Genomic DNA, 24,563 nt, shown 5'->3' on the forward strand with positions numbered 1-24,563 from the left:
GCATACGCCGGTCCGCCGGCCGTCCCCGTGGACGACCGGCGGACCGGACCTCGGCTCAGCTCAGCTCGGTGGTCGTCCAGCGGGCGGACGCGTTGGTGACCGGGACGGTGTCACCGACCAGCGTGGTCGACGCCTCGGCGTCCCGCCGCGCGCTCGTGCCGACCCACAGCTCGACCTCACCGGGCTCCACGACCCGGGTGAGCGTGCGGTCGGAGAAGGCCAGCCGGGTCGTGGGGACCGTCAGCCCGACGGTCACCGACTCCCCCGCCTCCAGGCGTACCCGCCGGTAGCCGAGCAACTGCGCCACCGGCCGGGTCACCGGGGCCACCACGTCGTGGCCGTAGAGCTGGACCACCTCGTCGCCGGCGACCGCGCCGGTGTTGGTGACCCGCACCGTCACGGACAGCGCGCCGTCGGTCGGCACGGTGGCCGGCACGGTCAGGCCGTCGTACGCGAACGTCGTGTACGACAGGCCGTGGCCGAACGGCGCCGCCGGCGTCGCCGGCAGGTTGGTGCCGTTGTTCCCCGCGCCGAGCGTCGGGTGCAGATACGAGTACGGCTGCGCGCCGGCCGAACCGGGCAGGCTGACCGGCAGCCGACCCGACGGGTTGACCCGCCCGGAGAGCACGCCCGCGATCGCGCCGGCGCCCTCCTCGCCGGGGAAGAACGACTGCACCACGGCCGCGCACCGGGACAGCGCCCAGTCGAGCGCGTACGGGCGGCCGGTGAGCAGCACCAGGACGACCGGGGTGCCGGTCGCCAGCACCGCCTCGACCAGTTCCCGCTGGACGCCGGGCAGCTCCAGGTCGTCCCGGTCGCAGCCCTCGCCGACCGTGCCCCGGCCGAAGAGGCCGGCGTGGTCACCGACGACCAGGACGGCGACGTCGGCGGCGGACGCCATGGCCACCGCCTCGTCGAAGCCGGACCGGTCCTCGCCGTCCACGTCGCAGCCACCGGCCGCGGTGACGAGATCGCCGCCGAACTCGGCACGCAGCGCGTCCAGGACGGTCGGCACCTCGAACCCGGCCTCCACGCCGGGGTGCTGGACCAGCACGTGGTTGAGGAAGGAGTAGCAGCCGAAGAGCGCGCCCGGCCGGTCCGCGTTCGGGCCGACGACCGCCACCCGCCGGCCCGCCGGCAGCGGAAGGACGCCCTGGTTCGCGACCAGGACGATGGACTCCTCGGCGAGGCGGCGGGCGATCGCCCGGTGCTCCGGCGGGTCCAGGTCGATCGCCCGGGGCGGCTCGTCGGCGAACGTGGCGTCGAGCAGTCCCAGTTCCTGCTTCTGGCGCAGGACCCGCAGCACCGCCCGGTCCACCAGCGCCTCGTCGACGGTGCCGGCCCGGACCGACTCGGCCAGGGTCAGGTAGGCGTCGCCGGTCGGCAGCTCGATGTCGAGGCCCGCGGCCAGCGCCTGCGCGGCGGCGTCCGCGTTGTCGGCCGCGACGTGGTGCAGCAGGTTCAGGAAGGCGACCCCGTAGTAGTCGGCCACCACCGTGCCGTCGAAGCCCCACCGGTCCCGCAGCACGCCGGTCAGCATCGCCGCGTCGGCGGCCACCGGCACCCCGTCGATCTCGGCGTACGAGTGCATGACGCTGCGGGCGTCACCGTCGAGGATCGCCATCTCGAACGGCAGGAACAGCACGTCCGCGAGTTCCCGGGGGCCGGCGTGCACCGGGCCGAAGTTGCGCCCGGCACGCGAGGCGGAGTAGCCCGCGAAGTGTTTCAACGTCGCGAGCACCCCCTGCGACTGCAGGCCGCGCACGTACGACGTGCCGATGGTGCCGACCAGGTAGGGGTCCTCGGCGACGCACTCGTCGACCCGACCCCAACGCGGGTCCCGGATCACGTCGAGCACCGGGGCGAGCCCCTGGTGGATGCCGAGCGCCCGCATCGACGACCCGATCGCCGCGGCCATCTCGGTCACCAGGTCGGGGTCGAACGCGGCGCCCCAGGCCAGCGGCGTGGGGAAGGTGGCCGCCTTCCACGCCGACAGGCCGGTCAGGCACTCCTCGTGGACGATCGCCGGGATGCCCAGCCGGGTGCCGGTGACCAGGTTCCGCTGGAACGACCACAGCCAGGCCGCACGCGCGGCGGCGTCGACCGGGCGGGTGCCGTAGGCGCGGGTGAGGTGACCCAGCCCGTGCCGGACGAAGTCCTCGAGCCGGACGGCGTCGGTGAACTCGCCCTGCAGGGGCGCGACCGCCTCGCCGTCCTCCTTCTCCCAGAACCCGACGAGCTGCGCGATCTTCTCGTCGAGCGTCATCCGGCCGAGCAGCTCCCGTACCCGTGCCTCGCCGGTGTGTCCGTCGGGCCGGTCGTGGTCCGGAGCTGCCTGGGCCGGCGCCGGCCCGCCCACCACCGCGTGGACCTCTGTCATGGTGTGCCTTTCCCTTGGTTGTGCTCGTACCGCTGCCGCTCAGCCCTTGACGGCGCCTTGCAGGCCTCCGACGATCTGCTTCTCGGCGAGCGTGAAGAAGAGCAACGCCGGCAGCATCGCCAGCGAGGTGAAGGCGAGAACGCCCGCGGTGTCGGTGGTGTACTGGCTGGAGAAGTTCTGCACGCCCAGCGGCAGGGTGTGCAGGTTGACGTCGCCGAGGACCAGCAGCGGCAGCAGGAACGCGTTCCAGCTCGCCACGAACGCGAGGATCCCGACGGTGACCAGCGCGGGTCGCGACAGCGGCAGCACGATGCGCCAGAGGAATCCGAGCCGGTCCGCGCCGTCGATCGCGGCGGCGTCCTCCAACTCCCGGGGGATGGCGGACAGGAACGGCCGCAGGATGACGATCGTGATCGGTAGTGAGAAGGCGACCTGCGGCAGGATCACCGCGTAGTAGGAGTTGATCAGGTTCAGGTCGCGCAGCATCAGGTAGAGCGGCAGGATGGCCGCGCCGGCCGGGAAGAGCAGGCCGAGCGTGAAGAAGGTGTGCAACGCCTCCCGCCCACGGAAGGTGTAGCGGGCGATCACGAACGCGGCGCAGAGGCCGAGCACCACGACGCCGAGGGTGGTGCCGAGCGCGATCACCGCGCTGTTGAACGCCTGCCGCCAGAAGTCGCTCTGGGTCAGCACCCGGGCGTAGTTGTCCCAGACCCACGGATCGGGCAGCCCGGCCGGGTCCGCGACGATCTGCGGGGTGGTGCGGAAGCCGCCGACGATCACGTAGACGATCGGGGCGATCGACACGGCCGCGACGGCGAGCGCGAGCGCGTAGGTCAGCGGCGTGCCCCAGGACATCGGCCGGCGGCCGGCGGACCGGGAGAGGACGGAATTCGCGGTCACGGTCAGTTCGCCCTTCTCGTGATGGCGCCCTCGATGTCCCGGCGGAGCAGGAACCGCTGGAACAGCAGCGCCGCGACGAAGGAGATGACGAACAGGATCACGGCAATCGCGTTGCCGTAGCCCCAGAGCCGGGCGAAGAACCCGTTGTCCACCATGTACGTCGCCATGGTGGCCGACGCGCCGAGGGACCGCACCGCGGGCACCGAGGTCACCCAGACCACGTCGAAGACCTGCAACGAACCGATCATGGACAGGAACATCCAGATCCGGATCGTCGGGCCCAGCAACGGCAGGGTGATGTGGCGCTGGATCTGCCACCAACTCGCGCCGTCGATGGCGGCGGCCTCGGTCAGCTCGTCCGGCACGTTGGACAGGCCGGCGAGCAGCAGGATGATGGCGAAGCCGACGTACTTCCAGGTGACGACGAACAGCAGGGTCCAGATGACCACGTCGAGGTCGGCGAGCCACGCCTGCACGAGGCCGCCCAGGCCGACCGCGCGCAGCAGCACGTCCATGGTGCCGTCGCCGGTCAGGATCAGCTTCCACATGATGCCGACGGTGACCTCGGCGAGCACGTACGGCACGAAGGCCAGCAGGCGGAACGTGGAGCGCCCGCGGAAGCGGCGGTTGAGCAGCAGCGCGACGCCCAGCGCGATCGGGCCCTGGATCAGCAGCGACCCGAACACGATGATGGCGTTGTTGCGCAGCGCGTCGAGGAAGATCGGGTCCTGGAAGGCGAGGACGTAGTTCTTGAAGCCGACGTACTCGGTGGGCGGGCCCACGCCGCGCCACCGGAACAGGCTGTAGTAGAACGCGAAGCCCATCGGCACCAGCACGAAGGTCACGTAGACGACGAGCGCCGGCGTGGTGAGCCCGACGATCTCGTACCACTTGCGACGGGTCTGCGACCGACGAGCGGACGGGCGTGCGGTGGGCCGGAGGCCCGCCGGCGGCGCGGAGACGCCGCCGGCGGGGAACCGGGTCTGGTCGGTGGAGGTCACTTGCTCGCGGCCGCCTTCATGGCCGCGACGACCTTCTCCGGACTGCCGTTGCCGGCGAAGATGGCGACGATGGCGTCGTTCATCGCGGTGCCGACCGTGCTGCCGTAGGCGGTGTCCAGCCAGAGCTGCACGTAGGTGGCCTCGGACGTGGCCGTCAGGATGGACTTCAGGGCGGGGTCGCTCACGCCGTCCGCGGCGCCCTTGGCGACCGGAAGGCCGGTGCCGGTGGCGGCGTAGCCCTTCTGCACCTCGGGGCTGACCAGGTACTTGAGGAACTCGACGCACTCCGCCGGGGCCTGCTTGGCGCAGGCGAACCCGTCGCCGCCGCCGAGGGCCGCCTTCGGGTCACCCGCGGAACCGGAGATCGCCGGCACCGGGAACCAGCCGAGGAACTTGGCCAGCTTCGCCTTGTCGGTGGCGACCGTGTCCAGCGTGCCCCGGTTCCAGTCGCCCATCAGCTCCATCGCGGCCTTGCCGTTGGCCAGCATGCCGTTCGCGCTGGTCGGGTCGTTCTGGCCGGGCGTGGCGATGAAGTTCTTCTGGAACGGCTTGGTGTCGATGAAGGCCTTGAGGTCCTGGCCGGCCTTCACGAAGCACGGGTCGTCGAAGTTCCGGTCCGTGGTCGCCTTCTTCAGCGTGTCGACCGAGCAGGCCCGCAGCGCGAAGTTGTACCACCAGTGGGCGGCCGGCCACTTGTCCCCCGCGCCCAGGGCGATCGGGACGACGTTGATCGCCTTGAGCTTGGTGACCGCCGCGTTGAGTTCCTCGAACGTGGTCGGCGGCGCCGCGATGCCCGCCTGGGCGAACATGTCCTTGTTGTACCAGACGCCCTCGATGCCCATCCGGAACGGCAGTCCGTACTGCTTGCCGCTGACCTGCCAGATCTCCGAGGCGCTGCCGATGTCGGCGACCTCACCCTTGACCTGGTCGGTGACGTCCTTGAGGTAGTCGGCCTCCACCTGCTCGCGCATCTCGCCGCCGCCCCACGCCTGGAAGATGTCCGGCGGGTCGTTGCTCAGGAGCGCGGCGGGGAGCCGGGTGCGCTGGAGCTGGTTTGTCTCGATCGCCTCGATCTCGATCTTGACGGTCGGGTGGGCCGTGGAGAAGTCCTTGGCGACCTTCTCCCAGTACGTCTTGCCGGGGCCGTCCTGGGAGGCGTTGTGCCACCAGGTCAACGTCACCGGGTTCTTGTACAGCTCACTTCCCGTGTCTGCTTCGTCCTCGCCACCGCCGCTGCATCCGGCGGCGACGAGGGCGCTTGTCATCAACAGTGCCAGGACGGCACCGGCGCGGCGCTTCATCGCCATGAAATGTCTCCTCGACCGCTCAGTCGGGTTACCTGTCGGGGAGTGTTACAGGCACGTAACTCGATGTCAATCGGTATCGATAACGTTTTCGAAACCGTCGCGACGCCGCCCCTCGCGCCCTCTATCATCGTCGGCGTGGCCTTCCCGCAGCGCGTCAAGATGTCCGACGTGGCACGTACCGCCGGCGTCTCGGTGGCGACCGTATCTAAGGTCGTCAATGGTAGGTACGGCGTCGCCCAGGCCACCGTCGAGCGCGTGCGGCAGGTCATCCACGAGCTCGGGTACGAAGCCGACCTGGGCGCGCAGAGCCTGCGCAGCCACCGCACGAACGTGCTGGGCATCCTGGTCGCCGAGTTCGAGCCGTTCTCGACCGAGCTGCTGAAGGGCGCCTCCCGGGAGGTCGCCGGCAGCGGCTACCAACTGCTGGCCTACTCCAGCGGCGACGGCGAGGGCGCCGCCATCGGCTGGGAGCGGCGATCCCTGGCCCGGCTCTCCGGGACGCTCATCGACGGCGCCGTGATCGTGACGCCGACCGTGGTCGAGACCAAGCACGGCTTCCACGTGGTGGCCGTCGACCCGCACACCGGCCCGTCCGGCCTGCCCACCGTCGACTCGGACAACTTCGCCGGCGCGGTCCTCGCGACCAACTACCTGCTCTCCCTCGGCCACCGCCGGATCGGGCACCTCAGCGGTCGACCCGACCTCGAGTCGGCGCGCCTGCGTGAGGCCGGCTTCCGGCAGGCCATGGCCGACGCGGGGGTGGCGGTGGACGAGCGGCTCGTCCGCGTCGGCGGCTTCCGGATCGAGGGCGCCGCCGGCACCGCGGCGGAACTGCTGGCGCTCCCCGACCGGCCGACCGCCATCTTCGCGGGAAACGACCTGTCCGCGATCTCCACGCTCGACGTCGCCCGGACCATGGGCATCCCGGTGCCGGACGAGCTGTCGGTGATCGGCTTCGACAACGTCCCGGAGTCGGCGCTGGTCGACCCGCCGCTGACCACGATCCGGCAACCGCTGCAACGGATGGGCGCCGAGTCGCTGCGCCTGCTGATGGACCTGATCGCCGGCGTGGACCGCGACGCGCACATCCGGCTCCCCACCGAGCTGGTGGTGCGGGCCTCCTGCCGGCCGCACGGCTAGACGACCGTCAGGCGGCCGCACGCGACCACTGCTGGTTGGCGCCGGTGTTGCACGGATACTGCTTGAGGACCACGCCGTCCGCGGTCGACGCGGCCGGCACGTCCACGCACTTGCCGCTGTGTCGTGCCCGGAGCTGGAACCAGCTGCCGTTGGCGACCATCTGGAACTGCTGGTTGCTGCCGCTGCCGCAGGTGTACTGGATCAGCTCGGCGCCGTCGGCGGTCGAGGCGCCCACCACGTCGAGGCACTTCCCGCTGTTGCGGCTGACGAGGCGCCAGTAGCCGCTGCCGGCGTCGGCGAACTGCCACTGCTGCCACGCGTTGCCGCCGTACGTGTACTGGCCGACGCGCGCGCCGTTGTCGGTGTTCGGCGCCTGGACGTCCATCGCCTTGCCGCTGTGGCGCACGGTGACCCGGTAGAACGTCCCGGTCGGCGGCGGAGGCGTGGTGGGCCCGTCGCCGACGGTGTCGCCCCACCCGTAGCGGATCCGGTCCGCGCCGGAGGTGTTGCGGACGGTCAGGTCGAGGTTCGTGCCGCTGCCGCTGAGCGAGTACATCGAGTACCAGTCGTAGCCGATGGTGCCGGGCTTGCCGCCGAGGGCGGGCCAGTAGGTGCCGCCCATCCGGTTGTCGCGCATCACCTGGGCCATGGCGCGGATGTAACGCACGAAGTTGTCGGTGCTGTTCGCGTCGGCGTAGTCGCGGCCGTCGTTCATGGGCGCGCCGAACTCGGTGGCGACGGCCCGGCCGGCGCAGTTGCCGAGGCGGGTCTGGATGTGGCTCCGGAAGGCGTCGTAGGTCATCGCGCCGTAGAAGAAGGCGTAGTAGTGGAACGAGAGCAACGTCGCGTTGAAGCGGGTGTCGTTGCAGATGTCCCGCAGGTCCTGGCTGAACCCGGTGCCGCCGATGAGCACCCGGGCGGGCACGGCCGAGTAGTGGTAGCTGAGCCAGTTGGCCGCGACGTTGCGCCACTCCGTCGAGCTGTAACCGTGCGGCTCGTTCATCGGTTCGAAGTAGACGTTCGGGTTCGCGCCGTACGTGTTGGTCACCGTGGACCACATCGCGTTCCACGCGGTGAGGTTCGTGATCCGGCCGCCGGAGGCGGCGCCGTCCTCCCAGTAGGCGAGGATGACCTTGAACCCGCGGGCGGTGGCGGCGTCGATCGCGCCGCGATACGCCTCCCACCACGCCGTTCCCACCGTGTGGGTGTTGATCGGCAGCCGGACGGTGTTGACCCCCATGCTGGCGGCCATGTCGTCGTAGAGGGCGTTGGCCTTGGCCCGCACCGTCGCGTTGCTGTCGGACGCGCTCAGACCCTGCACGACAAGCGGACCGGTGCTGAAGTTGTCCCCCAGCACGGCCCAGTTCATGCCCCGGAAACCACCGGTGTCGGCGGTGGCCGGCGCCGACGCGACGACGACGCCGCCGACCATCGCGGTAACGGCCGCCACCAGCACGATCAGCGTCCGACGAACCGATCGACCACGTCTCATCACGCCTCCAGTGAACGATGTTTATCTATGTTCACGTTAACACCGCTGCACGTCAAGGCGTCGAGGGGCGCCGCAGGCGATTGACGGGGCCACATCGACCGCCGTAAGGTTCCGGCCGAATTTCGGAAATGTTCCCGGAAGTTTCGGAAGCCGCGCTGGCCGGAAGGAACAACCATGAAACCGAGCCGCTGGATCGCCGCCGGCATCGTCGCCGTCGCGACCGCCGCCGCCCTCAACGTCGTGCCCGCCACCGCCGGGCGCCCCTACGACCCGACCGCGCAGAGCCTGCGCGACCTGGCCAAGCGCCATGGCCTGTACGTGGGCACCGCGGTCGACATGGCCACCCTCGACAACGCCGCCGAGCCGCGCTACCGCGAGCTGGCCGGCTCCGAGTTCTCCACCGTCACCGCCGAGAACGTGATGAAGTGGGAGAGCCTGGAGCCCACCCGGGGCACCTACAACTGGGGTCCGGCCGACGAGCTGGTCGCCTTCGCCCGCCAGCACCAGCAGCGGGTCCGCGGCCACGTGCTGGTCTGGCACAACCAGTTGCCGACCTGGCTGACCAGCGGCGTCGCGGACGGCTCCATCGACGCCACCGAGCTGCGCCGGATCCTGCGCGACCACATCACCGCCGTGGTCCGCCACTTCAAGGGCCAGATCTGGCAGTGGGACGTGGTGAACGAGGCGGTCAGCGACCCCTGGGACACCCCGTCCACCCTGCACTACAAGGGCTTCTGGGCCGAGCACCTCGGCCCCGGCTACATCGCCGACGCGTTCCGCTGGGCCCGCGCCGCCGACCCGAAGGCGCTGCTGTTCTACAACGACTACAACATCGAGGCCTTCGGCTCCGGCAACCCGGCAAACGACAAGACGCAGTTCGTCTACGAGATGGCCCGTGACCTGCGGTCCCGGGGCGTGCCGATCGACGGCGTCGGCAGCCAGGGCCACCTGGGCACCCAGTACGGCAACTACGACACCCTCCAGGTCGTCGCCGCGCTGCGGAAGTTCGCCGGCCTGGGGCTGGCGACCGCGTTCACCGAGGTGGACGTGCGCAGCCAGATGACCGCGGGAGTGCAGGCGGGTGACTCCGCCGAGATCAACCCGCGGTTGCAGGCGTCCGCGGCCAACTTCAGCACGCTGCTGCGCGCCTGCCTGGCCGAGCGGCACTGCCTGTCGTTCACGCTCTGGGGCTTCACCGACAAGCACTCCTGGGTGCCGGGCGCGTTCTCGGACCCGCCGGAGGGCCTGGCCACCGTCTACGACGAGAACTACCAGCCGAAGCGGTCGTACCAGGAGCTGAAGGCCGACCTCATCTACTCCGGCCCGCCGTTCGTGCTGCCCCGCGTACCGCAGCAGCCGCGCCGCTAGACGGCGCTCACGCTGTCCGGCGGCGGAGTTCCGACTCCAGCCGCCGGATCAGCGTGCTGCGGGCCCGGCCGCGGCGCTCCCGGCGCAGCGCCGCGTCGAGCTGACGCTTGTCGAGGTCGCGCACGAGCTTGACCGCCTCGGCCACCGGCAGCTCGGTCACCTGCTCGGCGGCGGTCGCGTCCCGGCGCGCCCGCTTCGCCGGGCCGGTGTTCGGGACGTACTGCCGACCGGAGCGCGACGCACGCCGCTTACGGGTGTCGGTCGCCCGCCGGTCCTTCTCCGACAGCTCCTCCCATGCCTGTTTCGGCAGGTAACGGTCGGTTTCGCCGTCGTGTCGGGCACGCGTGTCACCCGAGCGGGTCTGCCACTGCTCGCCGCCCCAGCGCTGCAACGAGCGCTGCCGCGCGTCCTTCGGACCCTCGAAGCCCCCGCCACGCTTCTTGTACTCGTTGGTCAGCAGCTGCGACTTGCGGGCCGACCACTGCCCCGGCCGGCCACCCTTGTCGGAGGCCCTGATCTCCTCCTTGAGCTGTTCCCGAAGCTCGGGCCTGGTGTACTTCGCCATGACGCAGCGTTACCCGCACCGGGCGCGGCCATGCCCGCCTCAAGCGGCGGCCCGGTAGGCGAGGTCCATCGTGTCGAACCGGCCGGACCAGGCCAGCCGCAGATGCCAGCAGCCAGCCACGGGCAGGTCGACGATGGACGGTCCGGGACCGCCGGCGACCTCCCGGGTGACCCGGGTGCCGGCGCCGTCGAGCGTCGCGGTGATGACAAGCGTGGTCGACGCCGCCGGGTCGGGCGAGCCGGCCGCCGGGCTCCCCACCCAGAGGATCTTGTTGGTCGGGCCCTCGCTCCGGCCGACGGTCAGCGGGTGCCCGAACAGGATCGCGACGATCTCGCCCCGGTCACCGAGCACGTGCGGCATCCGGGTGTCCCCGCTGAACCCGGCGTCCGCCCAGTCCGGCAGCCGGCCGGTCGCCACCCGGGAGTGGCAGCCCGCCGACGCGGCTGTGGACGCCCCGGCTGTGGACGCCCCGGCTGTGGACGCCCCGGCTGTGGACGCCCCGGCTGTGGACGCCCCGGCTGTGGACGCCCCGGCTGTGGACGCCCCGGCCGGCGACGGCCGGGCCGGCGGCCCGGCGCTCGTGCAGCCGGCCAGCAGCAGCACCGACACCAACATGATCCTGCCCGGACGGGACATCCGGCACCCCCGATCGACGACGAAACCCGTCAGCAGGACACCTGCCGGGCCCGGCAGGTTCCACGCTCACTCCAGCGAGCCCGCGACGTCGAGCGCCTCGTCGCGGGTGAGGTCGCCCTCCAGGCGGTAGCTCACTCCCGCGTCCTGCCAGATCAGCGTCGCGGCGGACAGGCGCGCGGTGGCCACCCGCACCGTCCCACGCCGATCGACGTACGCGAGCGCGTGCGGGCCGCCGACCCAGATCGCGAAGTCGCCGTGCACCTGGGTGAACGTCACGTCCGCGCCGGCGGCCTCCTTGTGGAAGGCGATGTCGAGCGAGCCGTCGAACGCGTCCAGGCGCAGCGCACCGCCCCGCCAGAGCAGGCTGGCCACCCGGTGGGCGCCCGCGCCGTCCGGGTCGGCGACCAGCACCCGCTCCGGGGCGCCGAGCCGGGCCGGCACCCGGATCGGGAAGCGGACCTGCCGCTGCGCCTCGACCAGGGCGACCGGACGCTGCCCCGGCAGCGGCGACGGCGTACCGGTGGGTGGCGTCGGGGTGGCCGAGGTGTCGACGACGACGCCGGCGAACCGCAGCAGCCCGGACACCGCGCCGGCGACCGCGGCGCGGCCCGGCGGCAGCGCCGCCACGAGCAGCGCGGCGAGCGCGGCGGCCAGCAGGTGGCGCCACCGCCGTCGCGACGGCGCGGCGAGGCGGGCGTGGACCCGGGCGACCACGTCCGGCGGCGCGGCCGGTTCCAGCCAGGCGGACAGGTCCCGCAGTTCCCGCTCCAGCTCATCCACGGTGCGCCACCTCGCGGTCGAGCAGGCCGCGCAGCTTCGCCAGGGCGCGGTGGGTGCGCGACTTCACCGTGCCCCGGGGCAACCCCAGCACGGTCACGGTCTCCTCCTCGGTGAGGTCGAGCAGGTAACGGCAGGCGATCACCTCGCGGTCCCGGGCGGGCAGCCGACGCAGCGCCCCCACCAGCGCGGCCCGGCGCTCGGCGGCGAGGACCGCGCCGAGCCCGTCGTCCGCGGTGGCCTCCGTCGCCGGGTCCGCGGCCGCGGCCCGCAGCACCAGCCCGTCCCGTCGGCCGCGCGAACGGTGCAGGTTGCGGGTCTCGTTGGCCACGATCGCGAGCAGCCAGGAGCGGAACGACGCGTCGCCCCGGTAGCGGGACAGCTTCCGGTAGGCCTTCACGAACGCCTCCTGGATGACGTCCTCCGCGTCCGACCCGGCCCCGAGCAGCACCGCCGTCCGGTACGCGGACGCGGTGTGCCGGGCGACCAGGAGGTCGTACGCCTCCCGGTCACCGGCGCGTACGCGGGTGACGATCTCCTCGTCGTCCAGGGCTACCTCCGCCTCGGTCCACTTCCCTGACACCGCCCGCGCGGCCCGGGTTCCACCGGAGTTTGACCGACGCCCGCGGCGGAAAGAGTGGCGGGATGAGCTGGGCCAGAAGAGCCGTACCCGCCGCCGTCACCGCCGTCGCCGCCCTCGCGGCCCGGGACCTGCTGCAACGCGACCACGCGCTGCGGCGCAACTTCCCCGTCCTCGGCCGCGCCCGCTACCTGATCGAGGCGATCGGGCCGGAGCTGCGCCAGTACGTCGTGGCGGGCAACGACGAGGAGCGGCCCTTCACCCGCGACCAGCGGCGCTGGGTGTACGCCTCGGCGAAGCAGGAGAACAACTACTTCGGGTTCGGCACCGACAACGACATCGAGCACACCCGCGGCTACCCGATCATCAAGCACCGCACGTTCGGCCGGGCCGTGCCGCCGTCCGCGCCAGGCGCCGGGCACGACGTGGCGCTGCCCTGCGCCAAGGTGCTGGGCGCGGCGCGCGGCCGGGCGCGGGCGTTCCGGCCGGAGTCGGTGGTAAACATCTCCGGGATGAGCTTCGGCTCGCTGTCCGGCAACGCGATCGAGGCGTTGAACCGGGGCGCCGCGCTCGCCGGCTGCCTGCACAACACCGGCGAGGGCGGGCTGTCGCCGTACCACCGCAACGGTGGCGAGCTGGTCCTCCAGCTCGGCACCGCCTACTTCGGCTGCCGGGACGAGCGCGGCCGGTTCAGCCTGGACCGGCTCAAGGAGCTGGTCGCGGGCGCGCCGGTGCGGGCGTTGGAGATCAAGCTGAGTCAGGGCGCCAAGCCGAGCCTCGGCGGCCTGCTGCCGGCGGCGAAGGTCTCCGCCGAGATCGCCGCCACCCGGGGCATCCCGGCGGGGCAGGACTGCGTCAGCCCGTCGCGGCACGCCGAGTTCTCCGACTGTGACAGCCTGCTGGACTGGGTGGAGCTGCTCGCCGCCGAGACCGGACTGCCGGTCGGCATCAAGTCCGCCGTCGGTGACCTCGGTTTCTGGGAGGAGCTGACCACGCTGATGCGCGACACCGGCCGGGGGGTGGACTTCGTGACCGTCGACGGCGGCGAGGGCGGCACCGGGGCCGCCCCGCTGATCTTCAGCGACTCGGTGTCGCTCCCCTTCCAGCAGGGTTTCTCCCGCGTCTACCGGACGTTCGCCGAGCGCGGCCTGCACGAGCAGGTGGTGTTCGTCGGCGCCGGCAAGCTCGGCCTGCCGGACAACGCGGTGGTCGCGTTCGCGCTCGGCGCCGACATGGTCAACGTGGGCCGGGAGGCGATGCTGGCGATCGGCTGCATCCAGGCGCAGAAGTGCCACACCGACACCTGCCCGACCGGGGTCGCCACCCAGAACGCGTGGCTGGCCCGGGGCCTGGAGCCGGCCCGCAAGTCAGTGCGGGCCGCCAACTACATCCGCACCCTCCGTCGCGATCTGGTCAAGGTCGCCGAGGCGTGCGGCGTCGAGCACCCCGGGCTGGTCGGCACCGACTCCGTCGAGATCGCCGACGGCCGGACCGCGTCCACCCCGCTGGACGAGGTGTACGGCTACCGGCCCGAGTGGGGGCTGCCGTCGGCCGCCGACCGGGCGGAGATCGTCCGGCTGATGACGCCGAAGGCGCCGCGCGGCGGAAGCGCGCCCCCCTCCCCCACCGCCGTCGGTTAGGCGTTCCGCCCCCGTGGGACGCCGGGCCGCGGCAGCGCCACGGCCCGGCGTCGCGGCGTCAGCCGCAGTAGCCGGTGGTGCACTGGTGGGAGCGGAGCTTGTACGTGCCCTGGAGGCTGCCCGCCGCCGCCCCGGTCCACTGAGCACGGGTCGGGCGGGACGGCGATGTCAGTGCTGCGGCGTACAGTGCCGCGCATGGCTGTGGACACCAGGCCGACGCTGCGCGCCGGTGGCCGCCGGCTGCTGCCGTTGGCCCTGCTGTTCCTGACCGTCGGCACCTCCTTCGCCGTGGTGATGCCCTTCCTGTCGCTGTTCCTCGACACCGAGGTGCGCGCCGACCCGCTGCGGGTCACCGTGTTCCTGGTCGTCGCGCCGCTGTCCGGGGTGGCCGTCGCCGCGCTGGTCGGGCGCCTGTCGGACCGGCGGCCGATCCGCCGTCGGCTGCTCATCGGCGCGGCGCTGGCCGGGATGCTGGGCGCCGGGCTGACCGCGTTCGTGCGCGACTACTGGATCCTGCTGGGGCTGACCGTGACCCTCACGGCGCTGGCCGGGGCGTTGTTCCCGCAGTCGTTCGCCTACGCCCGCCAACTCCTCGACCGGGACAGCCCGGCGCGGGCCGCGCTCGGCATCAGCGCCGTGCGTACCGTTTTCTCGCTCGCCTGGGTGGGCGGGCCGCCGCTGGCCGCGCTCCTGCTCTCCGTCGGCGGCTTCCGGCTGGTCTACGGCGCGGCCGCCGCCATGTACGCGCTGGCCGCGCTGATCGCCACGCTCCGGCTGGAGGAACTGCCCGTGCCGCCCCGGCCCGCCCCCGACGAGCGGGGCGCCGGCCCACCGGGCGCGTCCCGGTGGCGGCTGGCGCTGACCGTGGCCGCCTTCACCATGATGCAGTGCCCGCTGACGCTCGGCGTGCAGGTGCTGCCGCTGTTCATCGGGCGGGAGCTGCGCGGCGACCCGGCGGACGCGGGCCTGGTGCTGGGTCTCTGCGCGGCGCTGGAGATCCCGGTGATGCTGGGGCTGGGCGCGCTCACCGCGCGGGTCCGGCTGCGGCCGCTGATCCTGCTCGGCGGCGGCTGCGGGGTCGCCTACTACGCGATCGCGGCCGGGGCCCCCAGCGTCGCGGTGCTGCTCGGCGCGCAGCCGGTCAACGCGCTGTTCATCGCCGCCGTGTCCGGCGTCGGCATCGCCTACGTGCAGGACCTGCTGCCGGGCCAGCCCGGCCGGGCCACCACGCTGTTCACCAACACGTTCCCGATCGGCGCCATGCTCGCCGGCCCGTTGCTGGGGCTCGCCACGCAGGTCGGCTTCCGGTGGGCGTACGTCATGAACGTCGCGTTGTGCGCGGCCGGCCTGCTGGTCCTGCTGCTCGCCCGGCCCCGGCCGTCGGTGCCGGCCTGACGGCGGTCAGCGGCGGCGGGCCAGGACCACGTGGTCCAGCAGTTCCCCCGGGTGTCCGTCGGGACCGGTGGCGGTGCGGCGGGCCGGGCCGCACCGCTCGGTCTCCCAGCGGTCCGGGTCGAGGTCGATCGCGGCGAGGATCTCCTCCGGGGTGGCGAAGCGGGGGTCGTCGGCGTCGAGCCCGGACCACGGCGGCGGCGCGCCGTGCTCGACGACGAGCAGCCGGCCGCCGGGCGCGACCGCCTCGGCCGCCGGGGGCAGTACCTTCTCCCGCGGCAGGACGAGCGGGGACTGGAAGAACTGCGCCGACACCAGGTCGAAGCGGCCGGCCGGGAAGCCCTGGGTCAGGTCGTGGCGCACGGCGGTGATCCGGTCCGCGACGCCGGCGCGCGCCGCCTCGACCGCGAGCCGCTCCAGCGCGACGGCGGAGATGTCCACGGCGGTGACCTGCCAGCCCTGCCCGGCCAGCCAGATCGCGTCGCCGCCCTCGCCGCAGCCCAGGTCGAGCACGGTGCCGGGCGGCAGCGCACCGGCCACGTCGGCGAGCACCGGGTTCACCCGGCCGCTCCAGATCCGGTCGGACTGCCCGTAGCGCTCGTCCCAGAAGTGGGCCGGGTCGGTGTCCGCCGGCGGGTTCTGGTGGTGCTGGTGGTGGTGCCCGGTCATGCCTGCCTCCTTCGCCGCCGGACGCCTCGGCGGCGCCGGCCCCGCCATCGTGCGCGACCGCCCAGCCGGCGGCAAGGATCCTTGCCGTTCCGGCAAAAGTCCGCATGATCGGCCCCACCTCGCCGAGCCGGCGGGTCCAGGACGCGGAGGCAGGATTAGTGCAGCGCTCTCGGGGGCAGACATTTGTCATCGACCACGGATCCGAGGGGAGCTGACGGCATGGCCAAGGGTGACATCGACACCTACCAGCAGGACGGGCAGTGGAAGAACCGTCCCGAGGGCAACGAGCGCGCGAGCAGCCGCCACGACACCAAGGCGGAGGCGGAGGCGGCCGGCCGCGAGATGGCGGCCGAGCGCGGCACCGAACACGTGATCAAGAAGCAGGACGGCACGATCGGCGAGAAGAACACGTACCCCCGCAGCCGCGACCCGCGCGAGATCCCGGGCTGAACCGCAGCTCAGCGAGCACCGGACGACGCCGGACCCGACGGGTCCGGCGTCGTCCGCATTTCGGCTAAAAACTTTTGTGGGGTTCCCACAACGGCTCTGGGGCAGGGTTCGGCGGTTACGATATGGCGCCGCTCGCTGGCAGACGGCAGGGTGAGGCGAGCCGGCGGCACCGCCGCCGCTCGGCGCTCCACCCTGGGTCTACCGAAGGGGACGGTCACGTGTTCACCCGTGTCGCCATCGTCAACCGTGGAGAGGCCGCGATGCGGCTCATCCACGCGGTCCGGGAACTGGCCGCGGAGACCGGCAGCCGGATCGAGACCGTCGCGCTCTACACCGACGTCGACCGCACCGCCACCTTCGTCCGCCAGGCGGACGTCGCCTACGACCTGGGGCCGGCCTCCGCCCGCCCGTACCTCGACCTGAAGGTGCTGGAGCGCGCGCTGGTGGAGACCGGCGCGGACGCCGCGTGGGTCGGGTGGGGGTTCGTGGCCGAGGACCCGGCCTTCGCCGAGCTCTGCGAGAAAATCGGCGTCACGTTCGTCGGACCCAGCCCGGACGCCATGCGCAAGCTCGGCGACAAGATCGGCGCGAAGCTGATCGCCGAGGAGGTCGGCGTGCCGGTCGCGCCGTGGAGCCGCGGCGCGGTGGAGAGCCTGGAGGCGGCGGTGGCCGCGGCGGCGCAGATCGGCTACCCGCTGATGCTGAAGGCGACCGCGGGCGGCGGCGGGCGCGGCATCCGGGTGGTCCGCAACGACGCCGACCTGGCCGACGCCTACGAACGCACCAGCCAGGAGGCCGCGCGGGCGTTCGGCAGCGGCGTGGTGTTCCTGGAGCGCCTGGTCACCGGCGCCCGGCACGTCGAGGTCCAGGTCATCGCGGACGGGCAGGGCACCGCGTGGGCGCTCGGCGTACGGGACTGCTCGGTGCAGCGGCGCAACCAGAAGGTGATCGAGGAGTCGGCGTCGCCGGTGCTGAGCCCGGAGCAGACCGCCGAGCTGAAGGCGTCGGCGGAGCGGCTGGCCGTGGCGGTCGGCTACCGGGGCGCGGCGACGGTGGAGTTCCTCTACCACCCCGGCGACCGACTGTTCGCCTTCCTGGAGGTCAACACCCGACTCCAGGTCGAGCACCCGATCACCGAGTCGACCACCGGGTTCGACCTGGTCAAGGCGCAGTTGCACGTCGCCGGCGGCGGGCGGCTCACCGGCGGGCCGCCGGCCGAGCGCGGGCACGCCATCGAGGCGCGGCTCAACGCCGAGGACCCGGACCGCGACTTCGCCCCCTCCCCCGGCCGGATCACCCGGCTGGACCTGCCCGCCGGCCCGGGCATCCGGGTGGACACCGGGGTCAGCGAGGGCGACACCATCCCGGCCGACTTCGACTCCATGATCGCCAAGATCATCGCGTACGGCCGGGACCGGGACGAGGCGCTCGGCCGGCTGCGCCGGGCGATGGCGAACACCACGGTGGTGATCGAGGGCGGCGCGACGAACAAGAGCTTCGTGCTCGACCTGCTCGACCAGCCCGAGGTGATCGACGCCAGCGCGGACACCGGCTGGATCGACCGGGTCCGGGGCGAGGGCCGGCTCGTCACGCACCGGCACTCCGCGGTGGCGCTGGCCGCCGCCGCGATCGAGGCGTACGAGGAGGACGAGACCGCCGAGCGGCAGCGGCTGCTGTCCACCGCGGCCGGCGGCCGTCCGCAGGTGCAGCACCGCAGCGGCCGGCCGCTCGACCTGAAGCTGCGCGGCGTCACCTACCGGATGCGGGTGGCCCGGGTCGGCGCGCACCGGTTCCGGGTCGGCATCGAGGCCGGCGACGACGCCCGGACCGCGGACGTCGAGCTGGACCGCTTCGACCGGCACACCGGACAGATCGCCGTCAACGGCGTCCGCTACCGGCTGCTCACCGGCACCCACGGGCCGGTCCACCTGGTCGAGGTGGACGGCGTCACGCACCGGATCAGCCGCGACGAGGGCGGCGTGGTGCGCTCCCCGATGCCGGCGCTGGTCGTCGCCACGCCGCTGGAGGTCGGCGCGGAGGTCGAGGCCGGCGCGCCGGTGCTGGTGCTGGAGGCGATGAAGATGGAGACGGTGCTGCGGGCGCCGTTCCGGGCCCGCCTGAAGGAATCCGCCGTCGCGGTGGGCACCCAGGTGGAGGCCGGCGCGCCGCTGCTGCGCCTGGAGCCGCTCGCCGACGCCGACGACGAGACCGCCGCCGCCCCGGACGAGCCGGCCGTCGAGCTGGACCTGCCGGTCGCGCCCGGGGACGCGCCGGCGCGGAACCGGGCCGAGCGCGGCCGGGAGGACCTGCGCGGCCTGCTGCTCGGCTTCGACGTCGACCCGCACGACGAGCGCCGGGTCCTCGACGACTACCTCGCCGCGCGGCGGGCCGCCACCGACGCCGGGCACCGGCCGCTGGCCGAGGAACTGGACCTGGTGGACGTCTTCGCCGATCTGGCCGAGCTGAGCCGCAACCGGCCCACCGGGGAGGACGGCCCGGGCGGCCACCTGCACAGCGCCCGCGAGCACTTCCACACCTACCTGCAGAGCCTCGACGTCGAGCGGGCCGGGTCGCCGGAGGCGTTCCGGGCCCGCCTGGCCAAGGCGCTCGGCCACTACGGCGTCACCGAGCTGGACCGCTCCCCCGCGCTCGAGGCCGCGGTGTTCCGGATCTTCCTGGCCCAGCAGCGGGCCGCCGCCGACGCCACCGCGATCGCCGCGCTGCTGCGCTCGTGGCTGCGGGAGCCACCGCCGGACGAGGCGCTGCGCGAGCCCGCCGGCCTCACCCTGGAACGGCTGATCTCGGCCACCCAGGTCCGCTTCCCGGTCGTCGCCGACCTGGCCCGGGGCGTGGTGTTCGCCTGGTTCGCCCAGCCGCTGCTGCGTCGCAACCGGGCCCGGGTGTACGCGCGGGTCCGGGCGCACCTGCGGCACCTCGACACCCACCCGGACGCACCCGACCGCGCCGAGCGGGTCGCCGAGATGGTCCGCAGCACCGAGCCGCTGGTCCGGCTGCTCGGCCAGCGACTGGTCCGGGACAACCTGGACAACGCCACCATGCTGGAGGTGCTGACCCGGCGCTACTACGGCAACAAGGCGCTCACCGGCGTGCGCACCCGCGCGGCCGGTGGCTGCGTGTTCGTGGTGGCCGGCCGCGCCGGGTCGAGCGTGGTCTCCGCCGCCGTCCGGTTCGACGCGCTCGGCGACGCGTTGCGCGGGCTGGCCGAGGTGTCCCAGGGTGAGGACGCGGTCGACGCCGACGTCTACCTGGCCTGGGAGAGCCAGCCGGAGGACCAGGACGCCACCGCCGCCGCGCTGCTCGACGTGATCAACGCACATCCGCTGCCGGACCGGGTCCGCCGGCTCACCACCACCGTGGCGGGGCGCGGCGGCGCGGTGATGCACCACCACTTCACGTTCCGCCCGGACGGGACCGCGATGGTCGAGGAGCGGCTGATCCGTGGCCTGCACCCGTACATCGCGCAGCGGATGCAGCTGGAGCGGCTGCACGAGTTCGACCTGACCCGGCTGCCGTCGCTGGACGAGGAGGTCTACCTCTTCCAGGCGGCCGCCCGCCAGAACCCGTCCGACCAGCGGCTGGTGGCGTTCGCGCAGGTCCGTGACCTGACCGAACTGCGGGAGCAGGACGGTCGGCTGGTCGCGCTGCCGACCACCGAGGACACGGTAGCCACCTGTATCGACTCGATCCGCCGCGCGCAGTCCCGGCGGCCGTCGAAGGTCCGGTTCCCCACCAACCGGATCGTCGTCTACGTCTGGCCGCCGAGCGAGCTGACCCGCGAGGAGATGGAGCTGATCGCCGCCCGGGTGCGCCCGACCACGGTCGGCGCCGACCTGGAGGAGATCCTGTTCATCGGGCGGCAGCGCGATCGCCGCACCGGCGAGTTGACCAAGGTCGGCGTGCGGATCGCCTTCGACGTCACCGGGCACGGCCGGCTCACCGTCGGCGAGCCGCCGACCGAGCCGGTCGAGCCGCTGGACGACTACCGGCTCAAGGTGCTGCGGGCGGCCAGCCGCAACACGGTCTACCCGTACGAGCTGACCGGCCTGCTCGGCGACTTCACCGAGCACGACCTGGACGCCGACCACCGGCTGGTGCCGGTGGACCGGCCGAAGGGACGCAACGGCGCGGCGATCGTGGCCGGCGTGGTGACCACGCCGACGCCCCGGCACCCGCAGGGCGTCACCCGGGTGGTGCTGCTCGGCGACCCGACGAAGTCGCTCGGCGCGCTCTCCGAGCCGGAGTGCCGGCGGGTGATCGCCGCGCTGGACCTGGCGGAACGGATGGGCGTGCCGCTGGAGTGGTACGCGCTCTCCGCCGGCGCCCGTATCTCGATGACCTCGGGCACCGAGAACATGGACTGGGTCGCCGCCGCGCTCAAGCGGATCGTCGAGTTCACCCAGGCCGGCGGTGAGATCAACATCGTGGTGGCGGGCATCAACGTGGGCGCCCAGCCCTACTGGAACGCCGAGGCCACGATGCTCATGCACACCAAGGGCGTGCTGGTCATGACGCCGGACTCGGCCATGGTGCTCACCGGCAAGCAGTCGCTGGACTTCTCCGGCGGCGTGTCCGCCGAGGACAACTTCGGCATCGGCGGCTACGACCGGGTGATGGGCCCGAACGGGCAGGCACAGTACTGGGCGCCGGACCTGCCGGCCGCGCGTGACGTGCTGATGGCGCACTACGACCACACGTACGTGGCGCCGGGCGAGGGCGCGCCGCGGCGGGCCACCACCACCGACCCGGTGGACCGGGACGTCTCCACCTTCCCGCACGCGGTGGCCGGCAGCGACTTCACCACGGTCGGCGAGATCTTCTCCGCCACCGCGAACCCGGACCGGAAGAAGCCGTTCGACATCCGTACGGTGATGCGCGCCCTCGCGGACCAGGACCACCCGGTGCTGGAGCGGTGGGCCGGCATGGCCGACGCGGAGACCGCGGTGGTGCAGGACGTGCACCTCGGCGGCATCCCGGTGTGCCTGCTCGGCATCGAGTCCCGGTCCGTGCCCCGGCACGGTTTCCCGCCCACCGACGGCCCGGACACCTACACCGCCGGCACGCTGTTCCCCCGCTCGTCGCAGAAGGCCGCGCGGGCGATCAACGCGGCCAGCGGCAACCGGCCGCTGGTGGTGCTGGCCAACCTGTCGGGCTTCGACGGCTCGCCGGAGTCGATGCGCAAGCTGCAACTGGAGTACGGCGCCGAGATCGGCCGGGCGATCGTGAACTTCCGCGGCCCGATCGTGTTCTGCGTGATCTCCCGCTACCACGGCGGCGCGTTCGTGGTGTTCTCCAAGGCGCTCAACCCGGCCATGACCGTGCTGGCGATCGAGGGCTCGTACGCCTCGGTGCTCGGTGGCGCGCCGGCCGCCGCCGTGGTCTTCGCCGGCGAGGTCGCCTCGCGCACCGCGGCCGACCCCCGGGTACGCGAGTTGGAGGGTCGGGTCGCGGCCGCCGCCGTCACCGAGCGCGCGACGCTCACCGCGGAACTGGACGAGCTGCGGTCGTCGGTGCGGGCGGAGAAGCTGGGCGAGGTGGCCACGGAGTTCGACCGGGTGCACAGCATCCAGCGCGCCGTCGAGGTCGGCTCGGTCGACGCGGTGGTCCGCGCCGCCGAGCTGCGTCCCCGCGTCATCGAGGCGATCGAGGCGCACCTGGGCTGATCCCGGTCGCACCGCCGGCGGCGGACGGCCCCGAGGGGCCGTCCGCCGCTTCGCGTACCACCGGTCCGCCGGTCCCGGCGGCTGACCGGGCGTGCGGCGGGGAGCACGCTCGGTGAGCGGGCCCCATCGTCGGGCCGGAGCTGGCACTGTGGACGGATGACGGACATCGACGGCCGCCGACCCCACCCCTTCCACCAGGACGCCGACGGCGTCAACCGGCCACCCGGCCCGCGTAAGCACCCGGACTACGCCCGGTTCGCCGCCGGCTCCGGCGTGGTGCCGATCGTGCGTCGGGTCGGCGGTGCGCCGGTCCCGGCGCTGCTGATCTGCCGGTACGCCGACGTCCGGGAAGTGCTGCGCCGGCAGGACGTCTTCTCCCGGGCGGCCGCCGCGCACGCCGACGAGGTCGACGTGGCGGGCACCATGCTCGGCATGGACGGTGACGAGCACGCCCGGGTGCGCGGCACGGTGAAGGACGCGTTCACCCGGCCGGCGGTCGACGAGCTGCGCGACGCGGTGCGGGCCGCGGCCGAGGCGAGGCTGTCGTCGATGGTGGACGCCGGCGCCCCGGCGGACCTGGTCCGGGACTTCGCGGTTCCGTTCGCGCTGGACGTGATCTGCGACCTGCTCGGCCTGCCCGCCGCCGACCGGATGCGTTTCCGCCGCTGGGGCGACATGTTCCTCGGCGCCGGTGACCTGAGCCGCGAGGATGCCGCCCGGGCGGCCGAGGAGATGGGCGGCTACCTGTGGGGCCAACTGGAGCAGCGACGCGGGCGGCCCGGCGGCGACCTGCTCGGCCGGATCGCGACCGCCGCCGCCGGCCAGCCGGCGGACGTTCAGATCAAGCTGCCCATCTCGCTGGTGGTGGGCGGTTGGGAGACCACGGCCAGTTCGATCGCCACGTTCGTCCACGTGCTCCGGACCGAGCCGTACGGGCCGGACGGCACCGGGTGGGCGTACCTGGTCGCGCATCCCGAGCGGCTGGACGCCGCGGTCGCCGAGCTGGAACGGCTGCACTCCACGTCCAACGGCGACGAGATGCCGCGGCGGGTGATGGCGGACGTGACGCTGCCCAGCGGCGTCCGGCTGGCCGAGGGCGACATCGTCGTCCCGTCGCACGACGCGGCGAACCGCGACCCGGACGTGTTCCCGGACCCGGAACGGATGGACTTCGACCGAGCGCCCACCCCGCACCTGTCCTTCGGCCACGGCCCGCACTACTGCATCGGCGCGCATCTGGGCGCGCTGGAGGTCCGCACCGCGCTCGGTCTGCTGCTGCGGGACCTGCCCGGCCTGCGCCTCGCGGTGCCGCCGGACGAGGTCCGGTGGAAGGCGGGGCACGCCATCCTCGGCCCGGTCGCCCTGCCGGTCACCTGGTAGTCGCGGCGGGCGACCGGTGTCAAGCGGGGCCCCCTCCTATACCGTAGGCGTTAACAGGGGGCCCTTCCTTGACCTCGCGGTCGAGGTGCAGGCGCAGCAGGAGCCAGCCCAGCGACACGGCGCCGATGAACAGGTAGGCGGCCTGCGTGCCGACCGTGTCCCAACAGGTGTGCAGCGCGACCGCCGCGGCGAAGGTCAGCAGGAACGCGGCCAGCCGGCGACCACCGGGCGCGGCGGCCAGGGCGAACAACGCGCCGGCGGTCAGGCCCGTCCAGGACAGGTGCGCGGCGGGCGCGGTGAGGCCGCGGATCAGCAACGTCCGCTCGACCGCACCGAGGTTGCCCTGCGACCCGACCAGCGCGGTGAACGCGTAGCCCATCGTCTCCAACGCGGCGAAGCCGGCGCCCGAGGCCACCCCGATCACCAGCCCCTCGCCCGGCGTCCGGTACCGCCGCCACAGCAGCAGGATGCCGACCGGGACGATCAGCTTCACGGTCTCCTCGATCAGGCCGACGAACACCATCGGCAGCACGCCGAGCCCGCGCAGCGTGTCGAACTCCAGCCAGCCGGCGGCGACCACGCCGATCACCCCGCCGAGGAACGCGGCGAGGCCGACGATCGCTCCCGGGACCCGCAACCGGCCCGACCGCCCCTCGGCGAAGGTCAGGAACGTGGCCGGGGCGACGGCGGCGCCGAGCACGATCAGCGCGGGCACGAAGTTGATGTTCCTGGTGCCGATCAGTGTCTCCAGCACCAGCAGGAACAAGCCGACACCGACCAGCAGGACCACGACCCACGCCCAGCGGCGCCCCGGTTTCGCCATGCCGCCGAGTATCGCCGCCGCCGCTCCGCAGCGCCAACCGCGCGCTGAGACGAACCCGACACGCGGACCCGACATCTGGTGTTGCCCGGAGGCCACCACCGCCATATATGGTGTCCCCGCAGCTGGTTCGGCCGCGCCCCACGGGTGCGGTCGAGGCAAGAGGGAACCCGGTGGAAGTCCGGGACTGCCCCGCAGCGGTGAGTGGGAACGACCGCCGTCATCAGCACTGGGCCACCGGCCTGGGAAGCGACGGCCAGTAGGCGACCGAACCCGGTCACGCCCGCGAGTCCGAAGACCTGCCAGCGCGCCGTGCGCTGCCGCGCGCGGCGGTCGAAGGTCGCGCGGGACGACCGACGCCAGCAGCCGGGCCGGCCGCGCGTGC

18 protein-coding genes and 1 riboswitch are annotated in these 24,563 nt (G+C 73.0%); of the genes, 7 read left to right on the forward strand and 11 right to left on the reverse strand.

Annotation, left to right across the window (positions count from 1 at the left end):
- Positions 1 to 55: 55 nt before the first annotated feature.
- Genes ACGFI2_RS05845 through ACGFI2_RS05860 form a run of 4 tightly spaced genes read right to left on the reverse strand, consistent with a single transcriptional unit; the run spans position 56 to position 5,588 of the window.
- Positions 56 to 2,380 carry a glycoside hydrolase family 3 N-terminal domain-containing protein gene (locus tag ACGFI2_RS05845; RefSeq protein WP_393511253.1) on the reverse strand — a complete coding sequence of 775 codons (2,325 nt, stop codon included), beginning with the start codon at positions 2,378 to 2,380 and terminating at the stop codon, positions 56 to 58.
- 39 nt (positions 2,381 to 2,419) lie between these two features.
- Complete coding sequence (locus tag ACGFI2_RS05850) at positions 2,420 to 3,286, reverse strand: carbohydrate ABC transporter permease (RefSeq protein WP_393511636.1); 867 nt, start codon at positions 3,284 to 3,286, stop codon at positions 2,420 to 2,422.
- Positions 3,283 to 4,281 carry a carbohydrate ABC transporter permease gene (locus ACGFI2_RS05855; RefSeq protein WP_393511256.1) on the reverse strand — a complete coding sequence of 333 codons (999 nt, stop codon included), beginning with the start codon at positions 4,279 to 4,281 and terminating at the stop codon, positions 3,283 to 3,285. Before ACGFI2_RS05855 ends, ACGFI2_RS05850 begins: the two co-directional genes overlap by 4 nt.
- Positions 4,278 to 5,588 (reverse strand): ABC transporter substrate-binding protein, encoded by a 1,311-nt coding sequence (locus tag ACGFI2_RS05860; RefSeq protein ID WP_393511259.1) that lies wholly within the window; start codon positions 5,586 to 5,588, stop codon positions 4,278 to 4,280. The genes ACGFI2_RS05855 and ACGFI2_RS05860 overlap by 4 nt, the downstream gene beginning before the upstream one ends.
- A 135-nt stretch (positions 5,589 to 5,723) precedes the next feature.
- Between ACGFI2_RS05860 and ACGFI2_RS05865 the strand changes: the two genes are divergently transcribed.
- The gene (locus ACGFI2_RS05865) at positions 5,724 to 6,728 is read left to right on the forward strand and encodes a LacI family DNA-binding transcriptional regulator (RefSeq protein WP_393511262.1); all 1,005 of its coding nucleotides are present in this window, start codon (positions 5,724 to 5,726) and stop codon (positions 6,726 to 6,728) included.
- A 7-nt stretch (positions 6,729 to 6,735) separates the two neighbouring features.
- Here the strand turns inward: ACGFI2_RS05865 and ACGFI2_RS05870 are convergent, their stop codons facing one another.
- Positions 6,736 to 8,220, reverse strand: coding sequence for an RICIN domain-containing protein (locus ACGFI2_RS05870; RefSeq protein ID WP_393511265.1), 1,485 nt, complete (start codon positions 8,218 to 8,220; stop codon positions 6,736 to 6,738).
- Between the two features lie 174 nt (positions 8,221 to 8,394).
- Between ACGFI2_RS05870 and ACGFI2_RS05875 the strand changes: the two genes are divergently transcribed.
- Positions 8,395 to 9,588: an endo-1,4-beta-xylanase gene (locus tag ACGFI2_RS05875; RefSeq protein ID WP_393511268.1), complete on the forward strand. Its 1,194-nt coding sequence runs from the start codon at positions 8,395 to 8,397 to the stop codon at positions 9,586 to 9,588.
- Between the two features lie 7 nt (positions 9,589 to 9,595).
- On the opposite strand, the gene ACGFI2_RS05880 is transcribed toward ACGFI2_RS05875, so the two are convergent.
- The 4 genes from ACGFI2_RS05880 to ACGFI2_RS05895 form a co-directional block, all read right to left on the reverse strand.
- The gene (locus ACGFI2_RS05880; protein WP_393511271.1) at positions 9,596 to 10,153 is read right to left on the reverse strand and encodes a hypothetical protein; all 558 of its coding nucleotides are present in this window, start codon (positions 10,151 to 10,153) and stop codon (positions 9,596 to 9,598) included.
- A 39-nt stretch (positions 10,154 to 10,192) separates the two neighbouring features.
- Positions 10,193 to 10,768: a hypothetical protein gene (locus ACGFI2_RS05885; protein ID WP_393511639.1), complete on the reverse strand. Its 576-nt coding sequence runs from the start codon at positions 10,766 to 10,768 to the stop codon at positions 10,193 to 10,195.
- A gap of 87 nt (positions 10,769 to 10,855) precedes the next feature.
- Positions 10,856 to 11,569: a hypothetical protein gene (locus tag ACGFI2_RS05890; protein ID WP_393511274.1), complete on the reverse strand. Its 714-nt coding sequence runs from the start codon at positions 11,567 to 11,569 to the stop codon at positions 10,856 to 10,858.
- Entirely contained in the window at positions 11,562 to 12,149 is a 588-nt protein-coding gene (locus ACGFI2_RS05895; RefSeq protein ID WP_393511277.1) for an RNA polymerase sigma factor, read from the reverse strand. The genes ACGFI2_RS05890 and ACGFI2_RS05895 overlap by 8 nt, the downstream gene beginning before the upstream one ends.
- A 62-nt stretch (positions 12,150 to 12,211) precedes the next feature.
- Here ACGFI2_RS05895 and ACGFI2_RS05900 point away from each other — a divergent pair, with 62 nt between their 5' ends.
- Both ACGFI2_RS05900 and ACGFI2_RS05905 read left to right on the forward strand, forming a co-directional pair.
- Positions 12,212 to 13,786, forward strand: coding sequence for a glutamate synthase-related protein (locus ACGFI2_RS05900; RefSeq protein ID WP_393511280.1), 1,575 nt, complete (start codon positions 12,212 to 12,214; stop codon positions 13,784 to 13,786).
- A 195-nt stretch (positions 13,787 to 13,981) separates the two neighbouring features.
- Positions 13,982 to 15,181: a sugar efflux transporter gene (locus ACGFI2_RS05905; protein WP_393511283.1), complete on the forward strand. Its 1,200-nt coding sequence runs from the start codon at positions 13,982 to 13,984 to the stop codon at positions 15,179 to 15,181.
- Between the two features lie 6 nt (positions 15,182 to 15,187).
- Here the strand turns inward: ACGFI2_RS05905 and ACGFI2_RS05910 are convergent, their stop codons facing one another.
- Complete coding sequence (locus ACGFI2_RS05910; protein ID WP_393511286.1) at positions 15,188 to 15,847, reverse strand: class I SAM-dependent methyltransferase; 660 nt, start codon at positions 15,845 to 15,847, stop codon at positions 15,188 to 15,190.
- Between the two features lie 219 nt (positions 15,848 to 16,066).
- On the opposite strand from ACGFI2_RS05910, the gene ACGFI2_RS05915 reads away from it, so the two are divergent.
- The 3 genes from ACGFI2_RS05915 to ACGFI2_RS05925 all read left to right on the forward strand — a co-directional run bounded on the left by ACGFI2_RS05915 (position 16,067) and on the right by ACGFI2_RS05925 (position 23,358).
- Positions 16,067 to 16,297, forward strand: a complete 231-nt coding sequence (locus tag ACGFI2_RS05915; protein ID WP_089154306.1) for a DUF2188 domain-containing protein — start codon at positions 16,067 to 16,069, stop codon at positions 16,295 to 16,297.
- Between the two features lie 218 nt (positions 16,298 to 16,515).
- Positions 16,516 to 21,978, forward strand: a complete 5,463-nt coding sequence (locus ACGFI2_RS05920; protein ID WP_393511289.1) for a carboxyl transferase domain-containing protein — start codon at positions 16,516 to 16,518, stop codon at positions 21,976 to 21,978.
- A gap of 156 nt (positions 21,979 to 22,134) precedes the next feature.
- A complete protein-coding gene (locus tag ACGFI2_RS05925; RefSeq protein WP_393511292.1) occupies positions 22,135 to 23,358 on the forward strand; it encodes a cytochrome P450 in 1,224 nt (407 codons plus the stop codon).
- A gap of 19 nt (positions 23,359 to 23,377) precedes the next feature.
- Here the strand turns inward: ACGFI2_RS05925 and ACGFI2_RS05930 are convergent, their stop codons facing one another.
- Positions 23,378 to 24,181 carry a PrsW family glutamic-type intramembrane protease gene (locus ACGFI2_RS05930; RefSeq protein WP_393511295.1) on the reverse strand — a complete coding sequence of 268 codons (804 nt, stop codon included), beginning with the start codon at positions 24,179 to 24,181 and terminating at the stop codon, positions 23,378 to 23,380.
- 106 nt (positions 24,182 to 24,287) lie between these two features.
- Positions 24,288 to 24,500, forward strand: a riboswitch (cobalamin riboswitch).
- The last annotated feature ends 63 nt before the right edge of the window (positions 24,501 to 24,563 follow it).

This window comes from Micromonospora sp. NPDC049282 (assembly GCF_043197045.1).
Lineage (GTDB): Bacteria > Actinomycetota > Actinomycetes > Mycobacteriales > Micromonosporaceae > Micromonospora.

What these genes read in the sequence shown, in the direction of transcription:
- ACGFI2_RS05875 (WP_393511268.1), top strand. Translation starts at nt 8,395, where the DNA reads ATGAAACCGAGCCGCTGGATCGCCGCCGGCATCGTCGCCGTCGCGACC.
- ACGFI2_RS05925 (WP_393511292.1), top strand. Translation starts at nt 22,135, where the DNA reads ATGACGGACATCGACGGCCGCCGACCCCACCCCTTCCACCAGGACGCC.
- ACGFI2_RS05880 (WP_393511271.1), bottom strand. Translation starts at nt 10,153, where the DNA reads ATGGCGAAGTACACCAGGCCCGAGCTTCGGGAACAGCTCAAGGAGGAG.
- ACGFI2_RS05860 (WP_393511259.1), bottom strand. Translation starts at nt 5,588, where the DNA reads ATGGCGATGAAGCGCCGCGCCGGTGCCGTCCTGGCACTGTTGATGACA.
- ACGFI2_RS05915 (WP_089154306.1), top strand. Translation starts at nt 16,067, where the DNA reads ATGGCCAAGGGTGACATCGACACCTACCAGCAGGACGGGCAGTGGAAG.
- ACGFI2_RS05885 (WP_393511639.1), bottom strand. Translation starts at nt 10,768, where the DNA reads ATGTTGGTGTCGGTGCTGCTGCTGGCCGGCTGCACGAGCGCCGGGCCG.
- ACGFI2_RS05930 (WP_393511295.1), bottom strand. Translation starts at nt 24,181, where the DNA reads ATGGCGAAACCGGGGCGCCGCTGGGCGTGGGTCGTGGTCCTGCTGGTC.
- ACGFI2_RS05900 (WP_393511280.1), top strand. Translation starts at nt 12,212, where the DNA reads ATGAGCTGGGCCAGAAGAGCCGTACCCGCCGCCGTCACCGCCGTCGCC.
- ACGFI2_RS05845 (WP_393511253.1), bottom strand. Translation starts at nt 2,380, where the DNA reads ATGACAGAGGTCCACGCGGTGGTGGGCGGGCCGGCGCCGGCCCAGGCA.
- ACGFI2_RS05905 (WP_393511283.1), top strand. Translation starts at nt 13,982, where the DNA reads ATGGCTGTGGACACCAGGCCGACGCTGCGCGCCGGTGGCCGCCGGCTG.
- ACGFI2_RS05910 (WP_393511286.1), bottom strand. Translation starts at nt 15,847, where the DNA reads ATGACCGGGCACCACCACCAGCACCACCAGAACCCGCCGGCGGACACC.
- ACGFI2_RS05870 (WP_393511265.1), bottom strand. Translation starts at nt 8,220, where the DNA reads ATGAGACGTGGTCGATCGGTTCGTCGGACGCTGATCGTGCTGGTGGCG.